Here is a 16975-nt window from a genome sequence, read left to right as displayed (position 1 = left end):
ATGAGGATTCCGCCATGCCCATCACCGGACCCCAGGCCCGCGCCGCCCGCGTCCTTGTGGAATGGCCGCGCGATCACGTGGCCCGATTGTCGGGCGTGGAGGTCGACACCCTGGCCGCCTTCGAACGGGGCAAGATCGATCCCGGAGACGCCGCGCGCGCCGCGGTTCAGGCCGCGCTGGAAAGCGGCGGCGCCGTCTTCATTCCGGAAGATGGCCGACAGGGCGCCGGCGTGCGGCTGAAATTCACGAAAAAGGACGCCAAACAGATCAACCGCATGGAAAGCGAAGGCGGTCCCGTGGGCGACGACGACGTCTGACGCCGCCGATCAGCGCGCCGGAGTCACGGTCACCCGGTCAGCACCGCCATCTTCGCCCATGCGGAATTCCACGATGAGGCGACGGTCCTCGGTGACGATGTCGCCGTCCTCGCCCATGCGGCTTTCGCGCGCGTCCAGCACCACACGGCGACGGCTCTCCTCGGATACGGTCCACTCCTCGAAGTCACCGATCCGGTAGACGCGCCAGCCCTCGGCCAGGCCGGCGAACAGGCCCAGATAGGTGACGAGGCCGTTCATGGCCGGATCACCGCCCGACACGCCGAAGAGCTTGGCGTTCTGGCTCTCCATGGGATGGATCTGCATCACCGAGGCCGCCCACTGCAGCTCGTCGTCGGCGGCGATTTCGATGGTCACGGGCTCGCCCGCCGGTTCGGCGCGGGTGTCGGCGGGCTGGGGCGTGGGCACGGTGGAGGCGGTCGCAGGCTCGCGCGCCCGGTCCACGGCGTGTTCCTCCTCGGGCAAGGCGTCACAGGCCGAAATCATCAGGCCCAGGGCCGCCGCAATCGCCAGATTCCTGCTCGTCATCAGTCCCTCCGTCAGCCAGTGGAGTTCAGTTTCGCCTTTGACACGGTCTTGCGCCAGCCCTACCGCCCGTTCCGTGCCTGTTTTTGACCTTTCAGACCTGTCCGCCGCCTGCCCGCCCAACACCCCTTGGCTGGGGCTGGACCTGGGCGAGAAGACCATCGGCGTGGCCGCGTCCGACGCCACCCGCATGATCGCCAGCCCGCTGGAGCTGATCCGCAAGACGAAGTTCAGCGCCGACGCGGCGCACCTCTTCCGGATCATGGACCACCGCAAGGTCTCGGCCCTGGTCATCGGCCTGCCGGTGAACATGGACGGCAGCGAGGGCCCGCGCGCCCAGTCGGTCCGCGCCTTCGCCCGCAATCTGGAGCGCATCCGCCCGGTCAATGTGGCCTTCTGGGACGAGCGGCTGTCCACCTCGGCGGTGGAGCGGTTTCTGATCGAGGATCTGGACCTGAACCGGAAACGGCGTGCGGGCGTGATCGACCGGACGGCCGCCGCCTGGATTCTGCAGGGGGCGCTCGACCGTCTGAGGCCCGCATGAACGCCTTGCTGTCCGGCTTCCTGCCGGTCTTCTCGCTGATCGCCCTGGGCTGGGGCCTGAAGGTCGCCCGCTTCCTGCCCGAGGACGGCTGGCGTCCGGTGGAGCGGCTGACCTATTTCGTCTTCTATCCCGCCTTTCTGATCCCCGGCATCTGGAACGCCGACTTCACCGGCGGCGGCGCGGGCGTGGTGGCGCTGGCGACACTGGCCGGAGCCATGCTGATGGCCCTGATCACCTTTCTGGCCAAGCCGCTGATCAAGGTGTCCGACCCCGCCTACACCAGCGTGTTCCAGGGCGTGATCCGCTGGAACGGTTTTGTCTTCCTGCCCGTGGCGGCGTCGATTTTCGGGCAGGAGTCCGTGGGGCTGGCGGCCGTCGCGCTGGGGGCGCTGATCCCGTCCATCAACATCGTCTGCGTGCTGGTGCTGGCCAGATGGGGCGTGGGCCAGGGCGGCGGCTGGCGCATGGTGGGGCGTTCGCTGTGGGTCAATCCGATCATCTGGTCCTGCGTCATCGGCACGGCGCTGAACCTGACCGGCCTGCGCCCGCCGGAGGTCCTGATGACGCCCTTCGCCATGCTCGGAGGAGCCGCCATCGTGCTGGGCCTGATGGTGGCGGGTGCGGGCCTCAGCTTCCGCGACGCGGCGGGACGGCCGGTGGTGGTGGGACTGGTCACGGCCGCCAAGCTGCTGGTCCTGCCCCTGATCATGGCCGGGTTCGCCATCCTGCTGGGCGCCGACCGTACGGCGCTGGGCATCGTCCTGCTGGCCGGGTCGGCCCCCGGCGCGGCGGCCTCCTATGTGCTGGCGCGCCAGATGGGCGGAGACGCGCCCCTGATGGCGGCGGTGGTGGCCTTCACCACCCTGGGCGCCCTGTTCACCATGCCCCTGATGCTGTTCCTGTTCGGATTCCTGTGACCGAAGCGTCGCGGCGCTGGCGTTCGGCGGGACTCAGCCCTATAGCGAGGCCTCGATGACCCAGGCCGTCACCGATCTTGTCCGTTCACGGCTGACGCCGTTTCCCCGGGCCCATTTCAATTCCGCCGGCGATCTGAATCCCGTGACGCTGACCGCGTTGCTGGATCTGGCCGACGCCTGCGTGGATGTGAACCGTCAGGGGGCCAAGGCGCTGGACCTGATGCGCGGGCGCACGGTGGTCAATCTGTTCTTCGAGAACTCCACCCGCACCTCGGCTTCTTTCGAGATCGCGGCCAAGCGGCTGGGCGCCGACGTGGTCAGCATGAACCCGCGCACCTCCTCGGTGGCCAAGGGCGAGACCCTGATCGACACGGCCATGACCCTGAACGCCATGAAGCCGGACATTCTGGTGGTGCGCCACTCGGCGTCCGGCGCGGCGGAGTTGCTCTCCCAGAAGGTGGGCTGCGCCGTGGTCAACGCCGGCGACGGTCGCCACGAACATCCGACCCAGGCCCTGCTGGACATGCTGAGCCTGCGCCGCGCCTTTGGCGACGTGGGCGGGCTGACCGTGGCCATCTGCGGCGACGTGGCCCACAGCCGGGTGGCGCGCTCGAACGTGGCCCTGCTTTCCATGATGGGGGTGCGGGTGCGCCTGATCGGCCCGCCGACCCTGGTTCCCGGCGACGCCGACCGCTGGGGCTGCGAGGTGTTTCACGACATGCGCGAGGGGCTGAAGGGCTGCGACGTGGTGATGATGCTGCGCCTGCAGCTGGAGCGCATGGACGGCGCCCTGGCCCCATCGACCCGCGAATACTACCGTTTCTGGGGGCTGGACGCCGAGAAGCTGGCCTGGGCGGCGCCCGGGGCCAGGGTGATGCACCCCGGCCCCATGAACCGGGGCGTCGAGATCGACTCCGGCGTCGCCGACGACCCGGCCGTCTCCCTGATCCAGGATCAGGTGGAGATGGGCGTGGCGGTGCGCATGGCGGTGCTGGCCTCCCTGTCCGCGCGGCAGGAGGCGGAACGATGAGCGGCCCATCCTCCAAGGCTTTGGCGATCATCAACGCCCGGCTGGTGGACCCGGCTGGCGACTATGACGGTCCCGGCGCAGTGCTGATCCAGGACGGCCGCATCGTCGAGGTCATCCACGGCGCCGCGACCCGGACCCCGGACGGGGTCGAAATCATCGACGCGGGCGGCATGGTGCTGGCGCCGGGCCTGATCGACATCCGGGTCAAGACCGGCGAGCCAGGGGCCGAGCCCAAGGAGACCCTGAAGTCGGCCAGCCTTTCGGCGGCGGCGGGCGGCGTCACCACTATCGTCATCCAGCCGGACACCGATCCGGCCGTGGACGACCCGGCCATGGTCGACTTCATCCAGCGGCGGGGCGCGGCCCTGAACCTGGTCAATGTGCGCGCGGCGGGCGCCGCCACGCGCGGGCTGGACGGCGAGCGCATGGCCGAAATCGGCCTGATGGCCGAGGCCGGGGCGCTGTATTTCACTGACGGCGACCGGGTCATCGCCAACAGCCGCACCCTGCAGCGGGTGATGAGCTACGCCTCGGCGTTCAACGCCCTGATCGCCCACCGCCCGGCGGACCCGTGGCTGTCCGAGGGCGCCTGCGCCACCTCGGGCGAACTGGCCACGCGGCTGGGTCTGTCGGGCGCGCCGGCCATTGCCGAGCGCATCCAGCTGGAGCGCGATCTGGCGCTGGTCGAACAGACCGGCGCCCGGTTCCTGGCCGACCAGATTTCGACCGAGGCGGCGCTGGACTGCCTGGCCCGCGCCCGCGCCCGCGGGCTCGAGGTCGCCGCCAGCGTTTCGATCAACCACCTGTGCTTCAACGAGGTGGACATCGGCGATTACCGCACCTTCTACCGGCTGGACCCGCCCCTGCGCGCCGAGAGCGACCGCCAGGCCATGATCGAGGCTGTGCGCGAGGGGCTGATCGACGTCATCACCTCGGCCCACACCCCGGCCCCGGCCGAGGACAAGCGCCGTCCGTTCAGCGAGGCGGCGCCCGGCGCCGTGGGGCTGGAAACCCTGCTGCCCGCCGTGCTCAGCCTGCACCACGAGGCGGGGCTGGACCTGATCGACATCCTGCGACCCCTGACCAGCGGCCCGGCGACCCTGCTGGGGCTGGAGGCGGGCGAGCTGCAGGCGGACGCTCCGGCCGACCTGGTTCTGTTCGATCCCAATGCGCCGGTGGTCATCAACGCCGACAAACTCCGCTCCAAGTCCAAGAACTCGCCCTTCGACGGACGCGTGCTGCAGGGCAAGGTCTTGCTCACCGTCGTCGGCGGGCGCATCGTGCACGACGCACGTTAAAGGGGCATTCGGGTGCAGGATCTGGTCGGACCGGCGATGCTGACGCTGGGGCTAACGGCCCTTGGCGGATACCTGCTGGGCTCCATTCCGTTCGGAGTGGTCCTCACCCGCGCGGCGGGCGCAGGCGACGTGCGCAGCATCGGCTCGGGCAATATCGGCGCGACCAATGTGCTGCGCACCGGCCGCAAGGATCTGGCCCTGGCCACCCTGCTGCTGGACGCGGGCAAGGGCGCGGCCGCCCTGCTGATCGCGCGCTGGCTGTTCGACAACGAGGCCGTAGCCGTCATCGCCGGCGGCGCGGCCTTCCTCGGCCACCTGTTCCCGGTCTGGCTGGGTTTCAAGGGCGGCAAGGGGGTGGCCACCTTCTTCGGCCTGATCATCGCCGCCGCCTGGCCGTTGGGCCTTATGGCCGGCGCCACCTGGCTGATCGTGGCCTTCGCCCTGAGATATTCGTCGCTGGCGGCCCTGATGGCCTCGGCCGCCACGCCCCTCTATGCGCTGCTCCCCCTCGCGGCCCTGGGCCTGCCCGCCCCGGCCCCCATCCTGTTCCTGAGCGTGTTCACCGCCGTGCTGATCTGGATCCGGCACCATGAGAACATCGGCCGGCTGATTAAGGGGACGGAGCCCCGTATCGGGTCCAGGTCGAAGTGACCCCGGCGGCGGACGAGGCCGAACGCTTCGCCCGCCTGCGGTTGGCCCGCACCGACCGCGTCGGTCCGGTGGCCTATTCCCAGTTGATGCAGCGCTACGGCACGGCCCGCGAGGCGCTGGACGCCCTGCCGGATCTGGCGCGACGGGGCGGCGGCGGACACGCCCTGCCGGATGAGGATGTCGTCCAGGCTGAGCTCGACGCGGGCGAAGCGGCGGGCGCACGCCTGCTGCTGCTGGGCGACCCCGACTATCCGCCGCAGCTGGCCGCGCTGGACCCGCCCCCGCCCCTGCTTTGGACGCGGGGCGACACGGCCCTGCTCAACCGCGACAACCTCGCCGTCGTCGGCGCGCGCATCGCCTCGGCAGGCGGCCAGAGGATTGCGCGAGGCCTCGCCGCCGGACTTGGTCAGGCGGGCTTCGTCGTGGTGTCGGGCCTGGCCCGCGGCATCGACGGCGCCGCGCACGAAGGCGCCCTGCCGACCGGAACCGTCGCCGTGCTGGGCGGGGGCGTGGACGACATCTATCCGGCCGAGCACGCCGCGCTTTACGAAAGTCTGGTCGATCAAGGCTGTATCGTCTCGGAAAGCCCCATGGGCGCGAAGGCGCAGGCGCGCGACTTTCCCCGCCGCAACCGCATCATCTCGGGCCTGGCCAAGGGCGTGATCGTGGTGGAGGCCGAACTGCGATCCGGCTCGCTGATCACCGCACGGCTGGCGGGCGAACAGGGGCGCGACGTGTTCGCCGTGCCCGGCTCACCGCTCGACCCGCGCTCGAAAGGCCCCAACGAACTGCTGCGTCAGGGCGCGATCCTGTGCGAGGGCGTGGACGATGTTCTGAACGCCTTCAACGGCCTGCGCACCCTGCTGGAGCCGGATGCCCCCGCGTGGGAGCCCGGGCCCATCGACGCGGATCTGGACCTGATCGAACGCCTGGCCGCCCTGCTCTCGCCCGTTGCCGCGCCCCGGGACGAACTGGCCCGCGCCGCCGGCGCCTCCATCGGCGACGCCAACGCCGCACTGCTGGAACTGACCCTGGCGGGCCGCGCGGTTCTGTTGCCGGGGGGCATGGTCGCAGCGGCCTGACCAGAGCGATCAAGGCAAGCGCCGCAGGCTTGGCGATTGACACCGGCGCCGGACCCCACCACGTTCGCGCTCCCCTCCTCCCAGACTGCGACTTCATGAACCTCGTCATCGTCGAAAGCCCGGCCAAGGCCAAAACCATCAACAAGTACCTGGGCCCGGACTACCATGTGCTGGCCTCCTACGGCCACGTGCGGGACCTGCCGTCCAAGGACGGATCGGTGAAGCCGGACGAGGACTTCGCCATGTCCTGGGAGATCGACGCCAAGGCCTCCAAGCGGCTCAACGAGATCGCCGAGGCGGCCAAATCCTCCGACCGCATCATCCTGGCCACCGACCCCGACCGCGAGGGCGAGGCCATCAGCTGGCATGTGCTCGAGATCCTCCAGAAGAAGAAGGCCGTGAAGGACGCGGTCGTCCAGCGCGTCACCTTCAACGCCATCACCAAGTCGGCGGTGCTGGAGGCGATGGCCCAGCCCCGCGACATCGACATGGAGCTGGTGGAGGCCTATCTGGCCCGCCGCGCCCTGGACTATCTGGTGGGCTTCACCCTGTCGCCGGTGCTGTGGCGCAAGCTGCCGGGCGCCCGGTCGGCAGGACGTGTGCAGTCCGTCGCCCTTCGCATCGTCGTCGACCGCGAGATGGAGATCGAGCGGTTCAAGGCGCAGGAGTACTGGTCGGTCGAAGCGGACCTGACCGCCGACAGTCCGCCGTTCACCGCCCGTCTGGTCAAGCACGCCGGCAAGCGGGTCCAGCGCCTGGACATCACCGACGAAGCGACGGCCCAGGCCGCCCGCGCCGCCATCGAAGCCGGCGCCTTCACCATCCGCTCGATCGAGAAGAAGCCGGTCAAGCGCAACCCGTCGCCGCCCTTCACCACCTCGACCCTGCAGCAGGAAGCCTCGCGCAAGCTGGGCTTCACCGCCCAGCGCACCATGCAGGCGGCGCAGAAGCTTTACGAAGGCGTGGACGATCAGGGCGGCCTGATCACCTACATGCGGACCGACGGGGTCTATGTGACCCCCGAGGGCATCGCCCAGGCGCGAGAAGTCATCGGCGAACGTTTCGGGCCCGCCTATGTCCCGTCCGAGCCGCGCTACTACAAGACCAAGGCCAAGAACGCCCAGGAAGCGCACGAAGCCATCCGCCCCACCAATATCGCCCGCGCCCCGGAGACCCTGCGCCTGGATGGCGACCTGCAGCGGCTCTACGAGCTGATCTGGAAGCGCATGGTCGCCAGCCAGATGGAGCAGGCGCGACTGGACCGCACCACGGTGGATATCGAAACGTCCGACGGCCAGACCGGCCTTCGCGCCACTGGCCAAGTGGTGGCTTTCGACGGCTTCATCGCCGTTTATGAGGAAGGCCGCGACGAGCGGGTCAAGGGCGCCGAAGACGAGGACGACGACGGCGGTCGCCTGCCCGCGCTGAAGGAAGGCGCTGCGGCCAGGCCGGAAGCGATCCGCACGGAACAACACTTCACGGAGCCGCCGCCGCGCTATTCCGAGGCCACCCTGGTCAAGAAGCTGGAGGAGCTGGGCATCGGGCGACCCTCCACCTACGCCTCGATCCTGACCACCCTGCGCGACCGCGAATACGTCCGAATGGACAAGAACCGGTTCTATCCCGAGGACAAGGGACGGCTGGTCACGGCGTTCCTGGAGCAGTTCTTCGCCCGCTGGGTGGAATACGACTTCACCGCCGCGCTGGAGACCCAGCTGGACGAGGTGTCGGCGGGCGAACTGGACTGGAAGCTGCTGCTGCGCCGGTTCTGGGACGACTTCCACGCCGCCACCCAGGCGGCGGGCGAACTGCGCACCACCGCTATCCTCGATCATCTGAACGACGCCCTGGGCCCGCACATCTTCCCGGACAAGGGCGATGGGACCGACCCCCGCGCCTGTCCCTCCTGCGCCGACGGCCGCCTGAGCCTGAAGACCAGCCGCTTCGGCGCCTTCATCGGCTGCTCCAACTATCCGGAGTGCCGCTACACCCGCCCCGTGGCCTCGCCTGACGCGGGCGAGAACGGCGAGAACGGCGGCGACCGCGAACTGGGCCTGGATCCCGAGACCGGCCAGCCGGTGCACCTGAAGATCGGCCGCTTCGGTCCCTATGTGGAGACCACCCCGCCGGAAGCCGAGAAGCCCAAGCGCTCATCGTTGCCCAAGGGCTGGTCGCCCGCGTCGGTCGACCTTGAAAAGGCCCTGCGTCTCCTGCGCCTGCCGCGCGAGGTCGGGACCCACCCGGAAGACGGCAAGCTGATCACCGCAGGTCTGGGGCGCTACGGCCCCTTCGTGGCCCACGAGGGCACCTATGCGAACCTGTCGGACATCGAGGAGGTGTTCGACGTGGGTCTGAACCGCGCCGTCGCCCTGTTGGCCGAGAAGCGCGCGAGCCGCGGCGCGGGCCGCGGCGGGGCCATGGCGCCGCTGAAGGATCTGGGCGCGCACCCCGAGACGGGCGATCCGATCCACGTCATGGCCGGGCGCTACGGCCCCTATGTGAAATCGGGAAAGATCAACGCCACCCTGCCCAAGGGAACCGCGCCCGAGGACCTGACCCTGGAAGCGGCTTTGCCCTTGTTGGCCGCCAAGGCGGCAAGCGCGCCGGCGAAGAAGAAGGCGGCGCCCAAGAAGGCGGCGGCGAAGAAGGCTCCAGCGAAGAAAACAACGGCGAAAAAGCCGGCGGCGAAGAAGAAGGCGGCCGAGGACTGACGCTGCGCCTTGCGGCCGTCACACCGACTTGCCACAACCACCGGCATGAGTGACGCCTCTCCCATCGCCGACCGTACCACCGGCCAGGAGGTCCCCTCCTCCCATGCTCGCCCGCTAAAGCTCGACGAGGCGCTGCTGGCTTCGCCCGAGCGGTTCTTCAACCGCGAACTGTCGTGGCTGGCGTTCAACGCACGGGTTCTGGAAGAAGCAGCCAACCCCGCGCACCCCCTGCTGGAGCGGGTGCGGTTCCTGTCCATCTCGGCCAACAACCTGGACGAATTCTACATGGTCCGCGTGGCGGGCCTGAAAGGCCAGGTGCGTCAACGGCTGCGCGTGGTCTCGGCCGACGGTCTCACGCCCGCCGAGACGCTGGAGAGCATCAACACCGCCGCCGGCGCCCTGATGGCCGAACAGCAGGCCCAGTGGCGGGCCCTTTGGCGGGAGTTGAAGGACGCCGGCATCGAGGTGGTCGATCCCGCCAAGATCACCAAGACCGAGCGCGATCGGCTGGAGCCGGAGTTCCTCAACCAGCTGTTCGCCGTCCTGACGCCCCTGGCCATCGACCCGGCGCATCCCTTCCCCTTCCTGCCCAACCTGGGCTTCTCGCTGGCGCTGAAGCTGCGTCGGGAACGGGACAACCGCATCCTCTACGCCCTGGTCCCCGTGCCGACCCAGGTGCGGCGCTTCTGGGAGTTGGCCACCGACGGGCGCTCGGTGAAGGGACGGCGGCGGTTCGTGACGCTGGAAGCCCTGCTGCTGCTGTTCATCGACCACCTGTTCCCCGGCTGCGAGGTTCTGGAGAAGGGCGTGCTGCGCCTGATCCGGGATTCCGACATCGAGATCGAGGAAGAGGCCGAGGATCTGGTGCTGGAGTTCGAAGAGGCGCTGAAGCAGCGCCGCCTGGGCTCGGTGGTGCGGGTGAAGATCGAGGCGTCCATGCCGGAGGACCTCAAGAACTTCATCATCCGCGAGCTGGACGCCGCGCCGCAGGACGTGGTCATGGTCGACGGCATGCTGGGTCTGGCCCAGTTGTCGGAGCTGATTCCCGGCGACCGGCCCGAGCTGAAATTCCCGCCCTTCGAGCCGCGCTATCCCGAGCGGGTCCGCGACCAGGGCGGCGATGTCTTCGCGGCGATCCGCGAGAAGGACATCCTGATCCACCACCCGTTCGAGAGCTTCGACGTGGTGGTCCAGTTCCTGCGTCAGGCCGCCCGCGACCCTAACGTCATCGCCATCAAACAGACCCTGTACCGCACCTCCAAGGACAGCCCCATCGTCGCCGCCCTCATCGAGGCGGCCGAAAACGGCAAGAACGTCACCGCCCTGGTGGAGATCAAGGCGCGCTTCGACGAGGAGGCCAACCTGCGCTGGGCGCGGGCCATGGAGCGGGCGGGCGTCCACGTCGTCTTCGGCTTCGTGGAGTACAAGACACACGCCAAGCTGAGCGTGGTGGTGCGGCGCGAGGCCGACGGGCTGAAGACCTATGTGCACGCGGGCACGGGCAACTATCACCCGGTCACGGCCAAGGTTTACACCGACCTGTCGCTGTTCTCGACCGATCCCGGCATCGGGCGCGACGCGGTCAAGGTGTTCAACTACATCACCGGCTATGCCCAGCCCGGCGAGATGGAGCGCCTGATCGTTTCGCCGCTGCGGATGAAGCTGTCCCTGATCCGCATGATCGAGCAGGAAATGGAGTCCGCGGGCGCGGGCAAGCCCGCCGCCATCTGGGTCAAGATGAACTCGCTGGTCGATCCCGAGATTATCGACACGCTCTACCGCGCCAGCCAGGCCGGGGTCAGCATCGACATGGTCATCCGGGGCATCTGCTGTCTGCGCCCCGGCGTGCCGGGCCTGTCGGAGAACATCCGGGTCAAGTCAATCATCGGCCGCTTCCTTGAGCACAGCCGCATTGTGGCCTTCGCCAACGGCCACGCCCTGCCCAGCGACAAGGCCCGGGTCTACATCTCATCCGCCGACTGGATGACCCGCAATCTGGATCGCCGGGTCGAGGTCATGGCGCCCGTGACCAACGCCACGGTGCACGATCAGGTGCTGGACCAGATCATGGTCGCCAACCTCAAGGACGACGCCCAGAGCTGGGTTCTGGATTCTTCCGGGAACTATCACCGGGTCAAACCCGCTGATCCCGAGCGCCCCTTCTCCGCACACGACTATTTCATCAAGAACCCCAGCCTGTCGGGCCGGGGGCGCAAGGTGAAGGTGCTGCCCAAGGTGATCACGTTTGACCGTCCCTATCGATAGGCCTCCGCCGGGCAAGGTGGATGGACGCGACGGCCGCGACGACGTGGCGGTCATCGACGTGGGCTCCAACTCGGTTCGCCTGGTCCTGTACCGGCTCGAGGGCCGGGCCATCTGGACGGTCTACAACGAGAAGGTTCTGGCGGGTCTGGGACGCGACATCGCCGCCACCGGCCGCCTGTCGCCCGAAGGGGTGAAGATGGCGCTGCCGGCGTTGCGCCGCTTCGCTTCCATCGTCGAGGGGGTGCGCCCGGCCGCCGTCCTGACCGCCGCCACCGCCGCCGTGCGCGACGCCGAGGACGGCGAGGAATTCCGCCAGCGCGTGGCCGCCGAGACCAGCCTTCAGGTGCGTGTCCTGACCGGCGAGGAGGAAGCCCGCTATGCGGCCCTGGGCGTGCTGGCCGGAGCGCCGGACTCCGAAGGGATCGCCGCGGACCTGGGCGGCGCCAGCCTGGAGCTTTGCCGGGTCGGCGGCGGCAAGGTCGAGGGCGGGGTGACCCTGCCGCTGGGTCCGTTCTCCCTCGCTACGCCCGAGGGATTTGACGCCGATCACGCCCGCGCCCTGATCGCCGAGCGCCTGAAACCCATGGCCCGGGACTATTCCGGCGCCGTGCTGCACGCGGTGGGCGGCGGCTGGCGCAGCCTGGCCCAGATCCACATGTCCATGGTCGATCACCCGCTGCGGATCGTGCACCAGTACGCCATGACGGCCCAGCAGGCCCACGACACCGCCCATCTGGTGGCCCACCAGTCGCCCGCCTCACTGGCGCGCACGCCGGGGGTGTCCAAGCGGCGGGTGGAGACCCTGCCCTACGCCGCCCTGGTGCTGGAGGGGCTGCTGGAGCATTGCGGATTCAACCGGGTGGAGTTTTCGGCCTGGGGTCTGCGCGAGGGGCTGCTGTTCGAAAGCCTGGCGCCGTCGCTGGTGTCCGCCGATCCTCTCTTGGCCAGTTGCGAGGCCATCGGGCTGCGCCAGGGCGTGTCCCCCGGCCTGCCCGGGGCGCTGGAAGGCTGGCTGACGGGCGTCATGGCCGCCCTGCCGACCGCGTTCGGCGAGGAGCGGGACGGCGTCCTGACCGCCGCCGCCTGCCGCCTGGCCGATGTGGGAGCCCGGCTTCATCCGGACCACCGGGTAGAATTGGCGTTCGATCAGGTGCTGCGTGCGCCCGCGCCGGGCCAGACCCATGCCGAGCGGGCCTTCCTGGCAAGCACCATCAACGCCAGATACGGCGGATCGGCCGAGACCCCGGCGCCGCGCGTCGTCGAACGCCTGCTGAATGACGACCAGAGGCTGCGCGCCCGAGCCCTTGGTCTGGCCATGCGGCTGGGCAGCGACATGTCGGTGCGGTCGCCGCAAATCCTGGCCAGCACGGTGGTCAGTCTGAAGGGCGGCGTCCTGCGGCTGAAGGCGACAGCCGATCACGCCGACGCCCTGCTCGGCGAACAGACCCGGCGGCGCGTCAAGGCGCTGGCCGAAACCCTGGGCGCCACATTCGAAATCGGCTGACGGAAGGAACGATCATGGCGGTGACAGGCATAGGCGGACTGTTCTTTCGGTCGAAAGATCCGAAGGCGCTGGCCGACTGGTATGTGAAGCATCTCGGCGTGGGCCCCACCGAGGACAATCCCTGGATCTGGCCGCAACAGGCCGGACCGACGGTGTTCGCGCCGTTCAAGGCCGACAGCGACTACTTCCCCGCCGATCGCCAGTGGATGATCAATTTCCGGGTTGACGACCTGGACGGCCTCATCGCCTCGTTGAAGGCGGCCGGGATCGAGGTGCTGACCAAGGCGGAATGGGACGCGCCCGAGGTGGGTCGATTCGCCCGCATACACGACCCCGAGGGCAATCCGATCGAGTTGTGGGAGCCCACGGCAGAATAGAAGCCGTCAGTTTTCGATCTCGACCACCTCGACCTTGGCCCCGTTCAGGACCAGGGCGATCTCGCCACGCTTGAGCTTGAGCGCGTCCTCGCCGAACAGCTGACGCCGCCAGCCCTTCAGGGCATCCACGTCGGCGTCGTCGCTGAGCGCGATCTTCTCCAGGTCCGAGACATTGGCCAGCAGCTTGGTGGCCACATTGGCCTGTTCCGACTTGGCCTTGAGCAGCACCTTCAGCAGTTCCACCACCGAAGCCGGGGCCGGTTCCCGGCCGGCGGGCTTCTGGATCTCGGGCGCGTGCTCCTCGGGGTTTTTCAGCACGTCGCGCAGGACCTCGATCAGATCCTGCCCCAGGCGTGAACCGCCGAATCCCTTGGGCGGGGCGCGCAGACGGCTGAAGGCGTCCGCGTCGGTGGGGGCCTGGGTGGCGATTTCGTCGATGGCGTCATCCTTGAGGATGCGGCCGCGGGGCTGGTCCCGTTCCTGCGCCGCGCGCTCGCGCCAGGCGGCCGTCGCCTGAAACGCGGCAAGGTACTTGGCGGAAAACCGCTTGGGCTTCAGGCGCTTCCAGGCGTTTTCGGGACTGGTGTCGTAAAGCGCCGGATCGATCAGCGCCTCCATTTCCTGCGACACCCAGTCCAACCGCCCCTCGCGCGCCAGACGGTCCCGCAACCGGGGATACAGCGCCGCCAGGTGGGTCACGTCGCCCAGGGCATAGGTCAGTTGGGACTCCGACAGGGGACGACGCGCCCAGTCGGTGAAGCGGCTGCCCTTGTCCACGTCCTTCTTGAGCATCTGCCGGACCAGCGAATCATAGGCCACCTGATCCCCGAAGCCCGCCGCCATGCCCGCCACCTGGGTGTCGAACAGCGGCGTGGGCATGGCCCCCAGCTTGTTGAATATCTCCACGTCCTGGCGCGCGGCGTGGAAAACCTTGGTGATCGCGGGATCGCGCAGCAGATCCAGGAACGGCGTCAGGTCCAGGCCTTCCGCCATCGGATCGATAATGCTCGCATTCACCGGCGTCGCCGCCTGGATCAGGCACAGGCGCGGCCAGTAGGTCGTCTCCCGCATGAACTCGGTGTCGACCGTGATGAATTCGGAACCGGACAGCTGGTCGCAGAACTCGGCCAGCGCCTCATTTGTGGTGATCGGCGTCATGAGGATGCTATAGCCCGGCGCTAGCCGGTCGTGGCAAGAGCGCGACCCACATTCCGACACGATTTCGAAGGCCCGCGTGACATGAGCGCATCGAACGACACCCGCCCCAACGGCCTGACCTATGCGCAAGCAGGGGTGGACATCGACGCGGGCGAACGGCTGGTCCAGGCCATCAAACCCTTGGCGAAGTCCACGGCGCGGCCGGGCGCAGAGCCCTCGCTGGGCGGATTCGGGGCCCTGTTCGACCTGAAGGCGGCCGGATTCATCGACCCCCTGATCGTGTCGACCACCGACGGCGTCGGCACCAAGCTGAAGATCGCCATCGAGACGGGCCTGCACGGCGGCGTCGGCGTCGATCTGGTGGCCATGTGCGTCAACGACCTGCTGGCCCAGGGCGCCGAGCCCCTTCTGTTCCTGGACTATTTCGCCACCGGCAAGCTGGACGTGGAGGCCGCGACCCAGGTCGTGGCGGGCATCGCCGAGGGCTGTCGTCAGGCCGGCTGCGCCCTCGTCGGCGGCGAGACGGCCGAAATGCCGGGCATGTACGGCGACGGCGACTACGATCTGGCGGGATTCTCCATGGGCGCCGTGGAGCGGGGGCACGTGCTGCCCCGACTGGACCTTCAGAACACCGGCGACGTGATCATCGGCCTGGCCTCGTCGGGCCCGCACTCCAACGGCTATTCGCTGGTCCGCAAGGTGGTGGAGAAATCCGGCCTGAAGTGGGGCGACGAAGCCCCCTTCTCTCCCGGCCACACCCTGGCCGAGGCGCTGATGGCCCCAACGCGCATCTATGTGAAATCCATCGTGCCGCTGATGAAGGCCGGATTGATCAAGGGCGGCGCCCACATCACCGGCGGCGGCCTGATCGAGAACCCGCCCCGCTGCATCGCCGAAGGGCTGAAAGCCTCTTTCGACTGGGACGCCTGGCCCCTGCCCCACGTGTTCCAGTGGCTGGCCGAGACCGGCGGGATCAGCGACCACGAAATGCGCCGCACCTTCAACTGCGGCGTGGGCTTCATCCTGATCGTCAGCCCCGAGAATGCCGAGCCCGTTCTGGCGTCGCTGCTGAACGCGGGCGAAGCCGCCTTCGTCTGCGGCCAGCTGGAAGCGGCCTGATCCCGGCATGCCCGGCTGTGGTCACGATCATGCGCCGCCGCACGCAAAGACGGGCAAGTCCCGCGTCGCCATCCTGATCTCGGGCGCGGGCTCCAACATGGCCGCCATCATCGAAGCGGCGAAGGCGGCGGACTATCCGGCCGAGATCGCCGTGGTCATCTCGAACAACCCCGACGCGCCGGGCCTGGCGCTGGCTCGGGCGGCGGGGATCGAGGCGCTGGCCATCGACCATCGCCCGTTCGGCAAGGAGCGCCATGCTCACGAACTGGCCATCGACGCCGCCCTGCGTCTGCGCGGGGTCGAGGTGGTGGTGCTGGCCGGCTACATGCGCATCCTGACCGCTCATCTGGTGCGGGCGTGGGAAGGGCGGATGCTCAACATCCACCCCAGCCTGCTGCCGAAATATCCCGGTCTGGACACCCACGCCCGGGCCATCGCGGCGGGGGATGCGGAGGCGGGCTGCACCGTGCATCTGGTGACCGAGGGCGTGGATGAAGGTCCGGTGCTGGGTCAGGCCCGCGTGCCCGTAGAGGCTGAAGACACGGCCGAAACCCTGGCCGCGAGAGTCCGCACGGTGGAACACCGGCTCTATCCCGAGACCCTGGCCACCTTCATCCTGCAAAGAAAAACGGCGCCGGTCTGAGACCGACGCCGCTTCCCTTCTGAAGATATGTCCGACGCCTAGTCGGGCCGGGCCGCGCCCGCCGCGCCGCCGAGGACGGCGCCGGCAACAGTGGACTCAGTGTTGCCGCCGATGGCCTGGCCGGCTGCGGCGCCCGCGATGGCGCCGGTGGCCGCGCGTTGCTCCATCGTCGTGCCGCAAGCGGCGAGAAGCGCCACGGCGCCCACGACGGGGATGAATTTGATGATCGTCTTCATGGCGTTGTTCTCCGTGAGAGAGGCCACAAAAACGATCCCCCGTCGTGACGGTTCCTCGAAAAACGGCGATCAGCCGACGATGTCGGCGTCCGTGAAGAACTGGGCGATCTCGAGCCTGGCGTTTTCCTGGCTGTCCGAACCGTGCACCGAGTTCTCGCCGACGTTTTCGGCGTACAGGGCGCGGATGGTGCCGGGGGCGGCGTCCTTGGGGTTCGTGGCGCCCATGACTTCGCGGTAGCGGGCCACGGCGTTCTCGCCTTCCAGAACCTGCACCACCACCGGCGCGGAGGTCATGAATTCCACCAGTTCGCCATAGAACGGGCGCTCGGCGTGAACTTCGTAGAACTTCTTGGCCTGGTCTTCGGTCATCTGGATGCGGCGCTGGGCGACGATGCGCAGGCCCGCGTCCTCGATCACCGCGTTGACCTTGCCGGTCAGATTGCGACGGGTGGCGTCCGGCTTGATGATCGAGAAGGTGCGTTCGGTCATGGGAGTGACTTCTTGGGTTTGGTGGTTTGAGGGTCGCGGGCTTATAGACGCGCCGCTGCCGGTTTCCAACTGGGAGCGTTCTTCCTTTTCG

At 68.6% G+C, this 16975-nt stretch carries 17 protein-coding genes; 13 read left to right on the top strand and 4 right to left on the bottom strand.

Translation table 11 applies throughout. The features are described from left to right. Positions 1–14: 14 nt before the first annotated feature. Positions 15–317, top strand: coding sequence for a DNA-binding protein (locus IWC96_RS06840; protein WP_196838622.1), 303 nt, complete (start codon positions 15–17; stop codon positions 315–317). A 9-nt stretch (positions 318–326) separates the two neighbouring features. Here IWC96_RS06840 and IWC96_RS06835 read toward each other — a convergent pair whose 3' ends face one another. After that, a complete protein-coding gene (locus tag IWC96_RS06835; RefSeq protein ID WP_196838621.1) occupies positions 327–863 on the bottom strand; it encodes a hypothetical protein in 537 nt (178 codons plus the stop codon). 73 nt (positions 864–936) lie between these two features. Here IWC96_RS06835 and ruvX point away from each other — a divergent pair, with 73 nt between their 5' ends. The 10 genes from ruvX to IWC96_RS06785 all read left to right on the top strand — a co-directional run bounded on the left by ruvX (position 937) and on the right by IWC96_RS06785 (position 13239). Continuing rightward, the gene (gene ruvX / locus IWC96_RS06830; protein WP_196838620.1) at positions 937–1404 is read left to right on the top strand and encodes a Holliday junction resolvase RuvX; all 468 of its coding nucleotides are present in this window, start codon (positions 937–939) and stop codon (positions 1402–1404) included. After that, positions 1401–2321, top strand: coding sequence for an AEC family transporter (locus IWC96_RS06825; protein ID WP_196838619.1), 921 nt, complete (start codon positions 1401–1403; stop codon positions 2319–2321). Before ruvX ends, IWC96_RS06825 begins: the two co-directional genes overlap by 4 nt. Positions 2322–2376: 55 nt before the next feature. After that, entirely contained in the window at positions 2377–3351 is a 975-nt protein-coding gene (locus IWC96_RS06820) for an aspartate carbamoyltransferase catalytic subunit (protein WP_196838618.1), read from the top strand. Then, positions 3348–4649 (top strand): dihydroorotase, encoded by a 1302-nt coding sequence (gene pyrC, locus IWC96_RS06815; protein ID WP_021696004.1) that lies wholly within the window; start codon positions 3348–3350, stop codon positions 4647–4649. The genes IWC96_RS06820 and pyrC overlap by 4 nt, the downstream gene beginning before the upstream one ends. A 12-nt stretch (positions 4650–4661) precedes the next feature. Further along, positions 4662–5300 carry a glycerol-3-phosphate 1-O-acyltransferase PlsY gene (gene plsY / locus IWC96_RS06810; protein ID WP_021696003.1) on the top strand — a complete coding sequence of 213 codons (639 nt, stop codon included), beginning with the start codon at positions 4662–4664 and terminating at the stop codon, positions 5298–5300. Beyond that, a complete protein-coding gene (dprA, locus tag IWC96_RS06805) occupies positions 5297–6382 on the top strand; it encodes a DNA-processing protein DprA (protein WP_021696002.1) in 1086 nt (361 codons plus the stop codon). The genes plsY and dprA overlap by 4 nt, the downstream gene beginning before the upstream one ends. Positions 6383–6477: 95 nt before the next feature. Next, positions 6478–9093: a type I DNA topoisomerase gene (topA, locus tag IWC96_RS06800; RefSeq protein ID WP_021696001.1), complete on the top strand. Its 2616-nt coding sequence runs from the start codon at positions 6478–6480 to the stop codon at positions 9091–9093. A 45-nt stretch (positions 9094–9138) separates the two neighbouring features. Further along, positions 9139–11358 (top strand): RNA degradosome polyphosphate kinase, encoded by a 2220-nt coding sequence (locus IWC96_RS06795; protein ID WP_021696000.1) that lies wholly within the window; start codon positions 9139–9141, stop codon positions 11356–11358. Further along, positions 11339–12862: a Ppx/GppA family phosphatase gene (locus IWC96_RS06790; RefSeq protein ID WP_370541106.1), complete on the top strand. Its 1524-nt coding sequence runs from the start codon at positions 11339–11341 to the stop codon at positions 12860–12862. The genes IWC96_RS06795 and IWC96_RS06790 overlap by 20 nt, the downstream gene beginning before the upstream one ends. Before the next feature lie 14 nt (positions 12863–12876). Continuing rightward, entirely contained in the window at positions 12877–13239 is a 363-nt protein-coding gene (locus IWC96_RS06785; protein ID WP_021695998.1) for a VOC family protein, read from the top strand. 6 nt (positions 13240–13245) lie between these two features. On the opposite strand, the gene rnd is transcribed toward IWC96_RS06785, so the two are convergent. Beyond that, positions 13246–14397 (bottom strand): ribonuclease D, encoded by a 1152-nt coding sequence (rnd, locus tag IWC96_RS06780; protein ID WP_021695997.1) that lies wholly within the window; start codon positions 14395–14397, stop codon positions 13246–13248. Positions 14398–14478: 81 nt separating this feature from the next. Between rnd and purM the strand changes: the two genes are divergently transcribed. Beyond that, positions 14479–15516, top strand: a complete 1038-nt coding sequence (gene purM, locus IWC96_RS06775; RefSeq protein ID WP_021695996.1) for a phosphoribosylformylglycinamidine cyclo-ligase — start codon at positions 14479–14481, stop codon at positions 15514–15516. 7 nt (positions 15517–15523) lie between these two features. After that, positions 15524–16159 carry a phosphoribosylglycinamide formyltransferase gene (purN, locus tag IWC96_RS06770; RefSeq protein ID WP_021695995.1) on the top strand — a complete coding sequence of 212 codons (636 nt, stop codon included), beginning with the start codon at positions 15524–15526 and terminating at the stop codon, positions 16157–16159. A gap of 38 nt (positions 16160–16197) precedes the next feature. Here the strand turns inward: purN and IWC96_RS06765 are convergent, their stop codons facing one another. Both IWC96_RS06765 and ndk read right to left on the bottom strand, forming a co-directional pair. Continuing rightward, on the bottom strand, positions 16198–16395 hold the full coding sequence (locus IWC96_RS06765) for a glycine zipper 2TM domain-containing protein (RefSeq protein ID WP_021695994.1): 198 nt from the start codon (positions 16393–16395) through the stop codon (positions 16198–16200). Between the two features lie 69 nt (positions 16396–16464). After that, the gene (gene ndk, locus IWC96_RS06760; protein WP_021695993.1) at positions 16465–16884 is read right to left on the bottom strand and encodes a nucleoside-diphosphate kinase; all 420 of its coding nucleotides are present in this window, start codon (positions 16882–16884) and stop codon (positions 16465–16467) included. Positions 16885–16975 lie beyond the last annotated feature (91 nt).

Origin of the sequence: Brevundimonas sp. BAL450 (assembly GCF_015767455.1) — a bacterium.
Lineage (GTDB): Bacteria > Pseudomonadota > Alphaproteobacteria > Caulobacterales > Caulobacteraceae > Brevundimonas > Brevundimonas abyssalis.
The sequence above is the reverse complement of the archived record's forward strand: the minus strand, read 5'-3'. Positions and strand labels throughout refer to the sequence as shown.

Excerpts from the sequence above, each read along its gene's own strand:
- pyrC (WP_021696004.1), top strand. The coding sequence starts at position 3,348 with ATGAGCGGCCCATCCTCCAAGGCTTTGGCGATCATCAACGCCCGGCTG.
- purM (WP_021695996.1), top strand. The coding sequence starts at position 14,479 with ATGAGCGCATCGAACGACACCCGCCCCAACGGCCTGACCTATGCGCAA.
- topA (WP_021696001.1), top strand. The coding sequence starts at position 6,478 with ATGAACCTCGTCATCGTCGAAAGCCCGGCCAAGGCCAAAACCATCAAC.
- IWC96_RS06835 (WP_196838621.1), bottom strand. The coding sequence starts at position 863 with ATGACGAGCAGGAATCTGGCGATTGCGGCGGCCCTGGGCCTGATGATT.
- purN (WP_021695995.1), top strand. The coding sequence starts at position 15,524 with ATGCCCGGCTGTGGTCACGATCATGCGCCGCCGCACGCAAAGACGGGC.
- IWC96_RS06840 (WP_196838622.1), top strand. The coding sequence starts at position 15 with ATGCCCATCACCGGACCCCAGGCCCGCGCCGCCCGCGTCCTTGTGGAA.
- IWC96_RS06785 (WP_021695998.1), top strand. The coding sequence starts at position 12,877 with ATGGCGGTGACAGGCATAGGCGGACTGTTCTTTCGGTCGAAAGATCCG.
- IWC96_RS06765 (WP_021695994.1), bottom strand. The coding sequence starts at position 16,395 with ATGAAGACGATCATCAAATTCATCCCCGTCGTGGGCGCCGTGGCGCTT.
- IWC96_RS06820 (WP_196838618.1), top strand. The coding sequence starts at position 2,377 with ATGACCCAGGCCGTCACCGATCTTGTCCGTTCACGGCTGACGCCGTTT.
- ndk (WP_021695993.1), bottom strand. The coding sequence starts at position 16,884 with ATGACCGAACGCACCTTCTCGATCATCAAGCCGGACGCCACCCGTCGC.
- IWC96_RS06825 (WP_196838619.1), top strand. The coding sequence starts at position 1,401 with ATGAACGCCTTGCTGTCCGGCTTCCTGCCGGTCTTCTCGCTGATCGCC.
- IWC96_RS06795 (WP_021696000.1), top strand. The coding sequence starts at position 9,139 with ATGAGTGACGCCTCTCCCATCGCCGACCGTACCACCGGCCAGGAGGTC.
- rnd (WP_021695997.1), bottom strand. The coding sequence starts at position 14,397 with ATGACGCCGATCACCACAAATGAGGCGCTGGCCGAGTTCTGCGACCAG.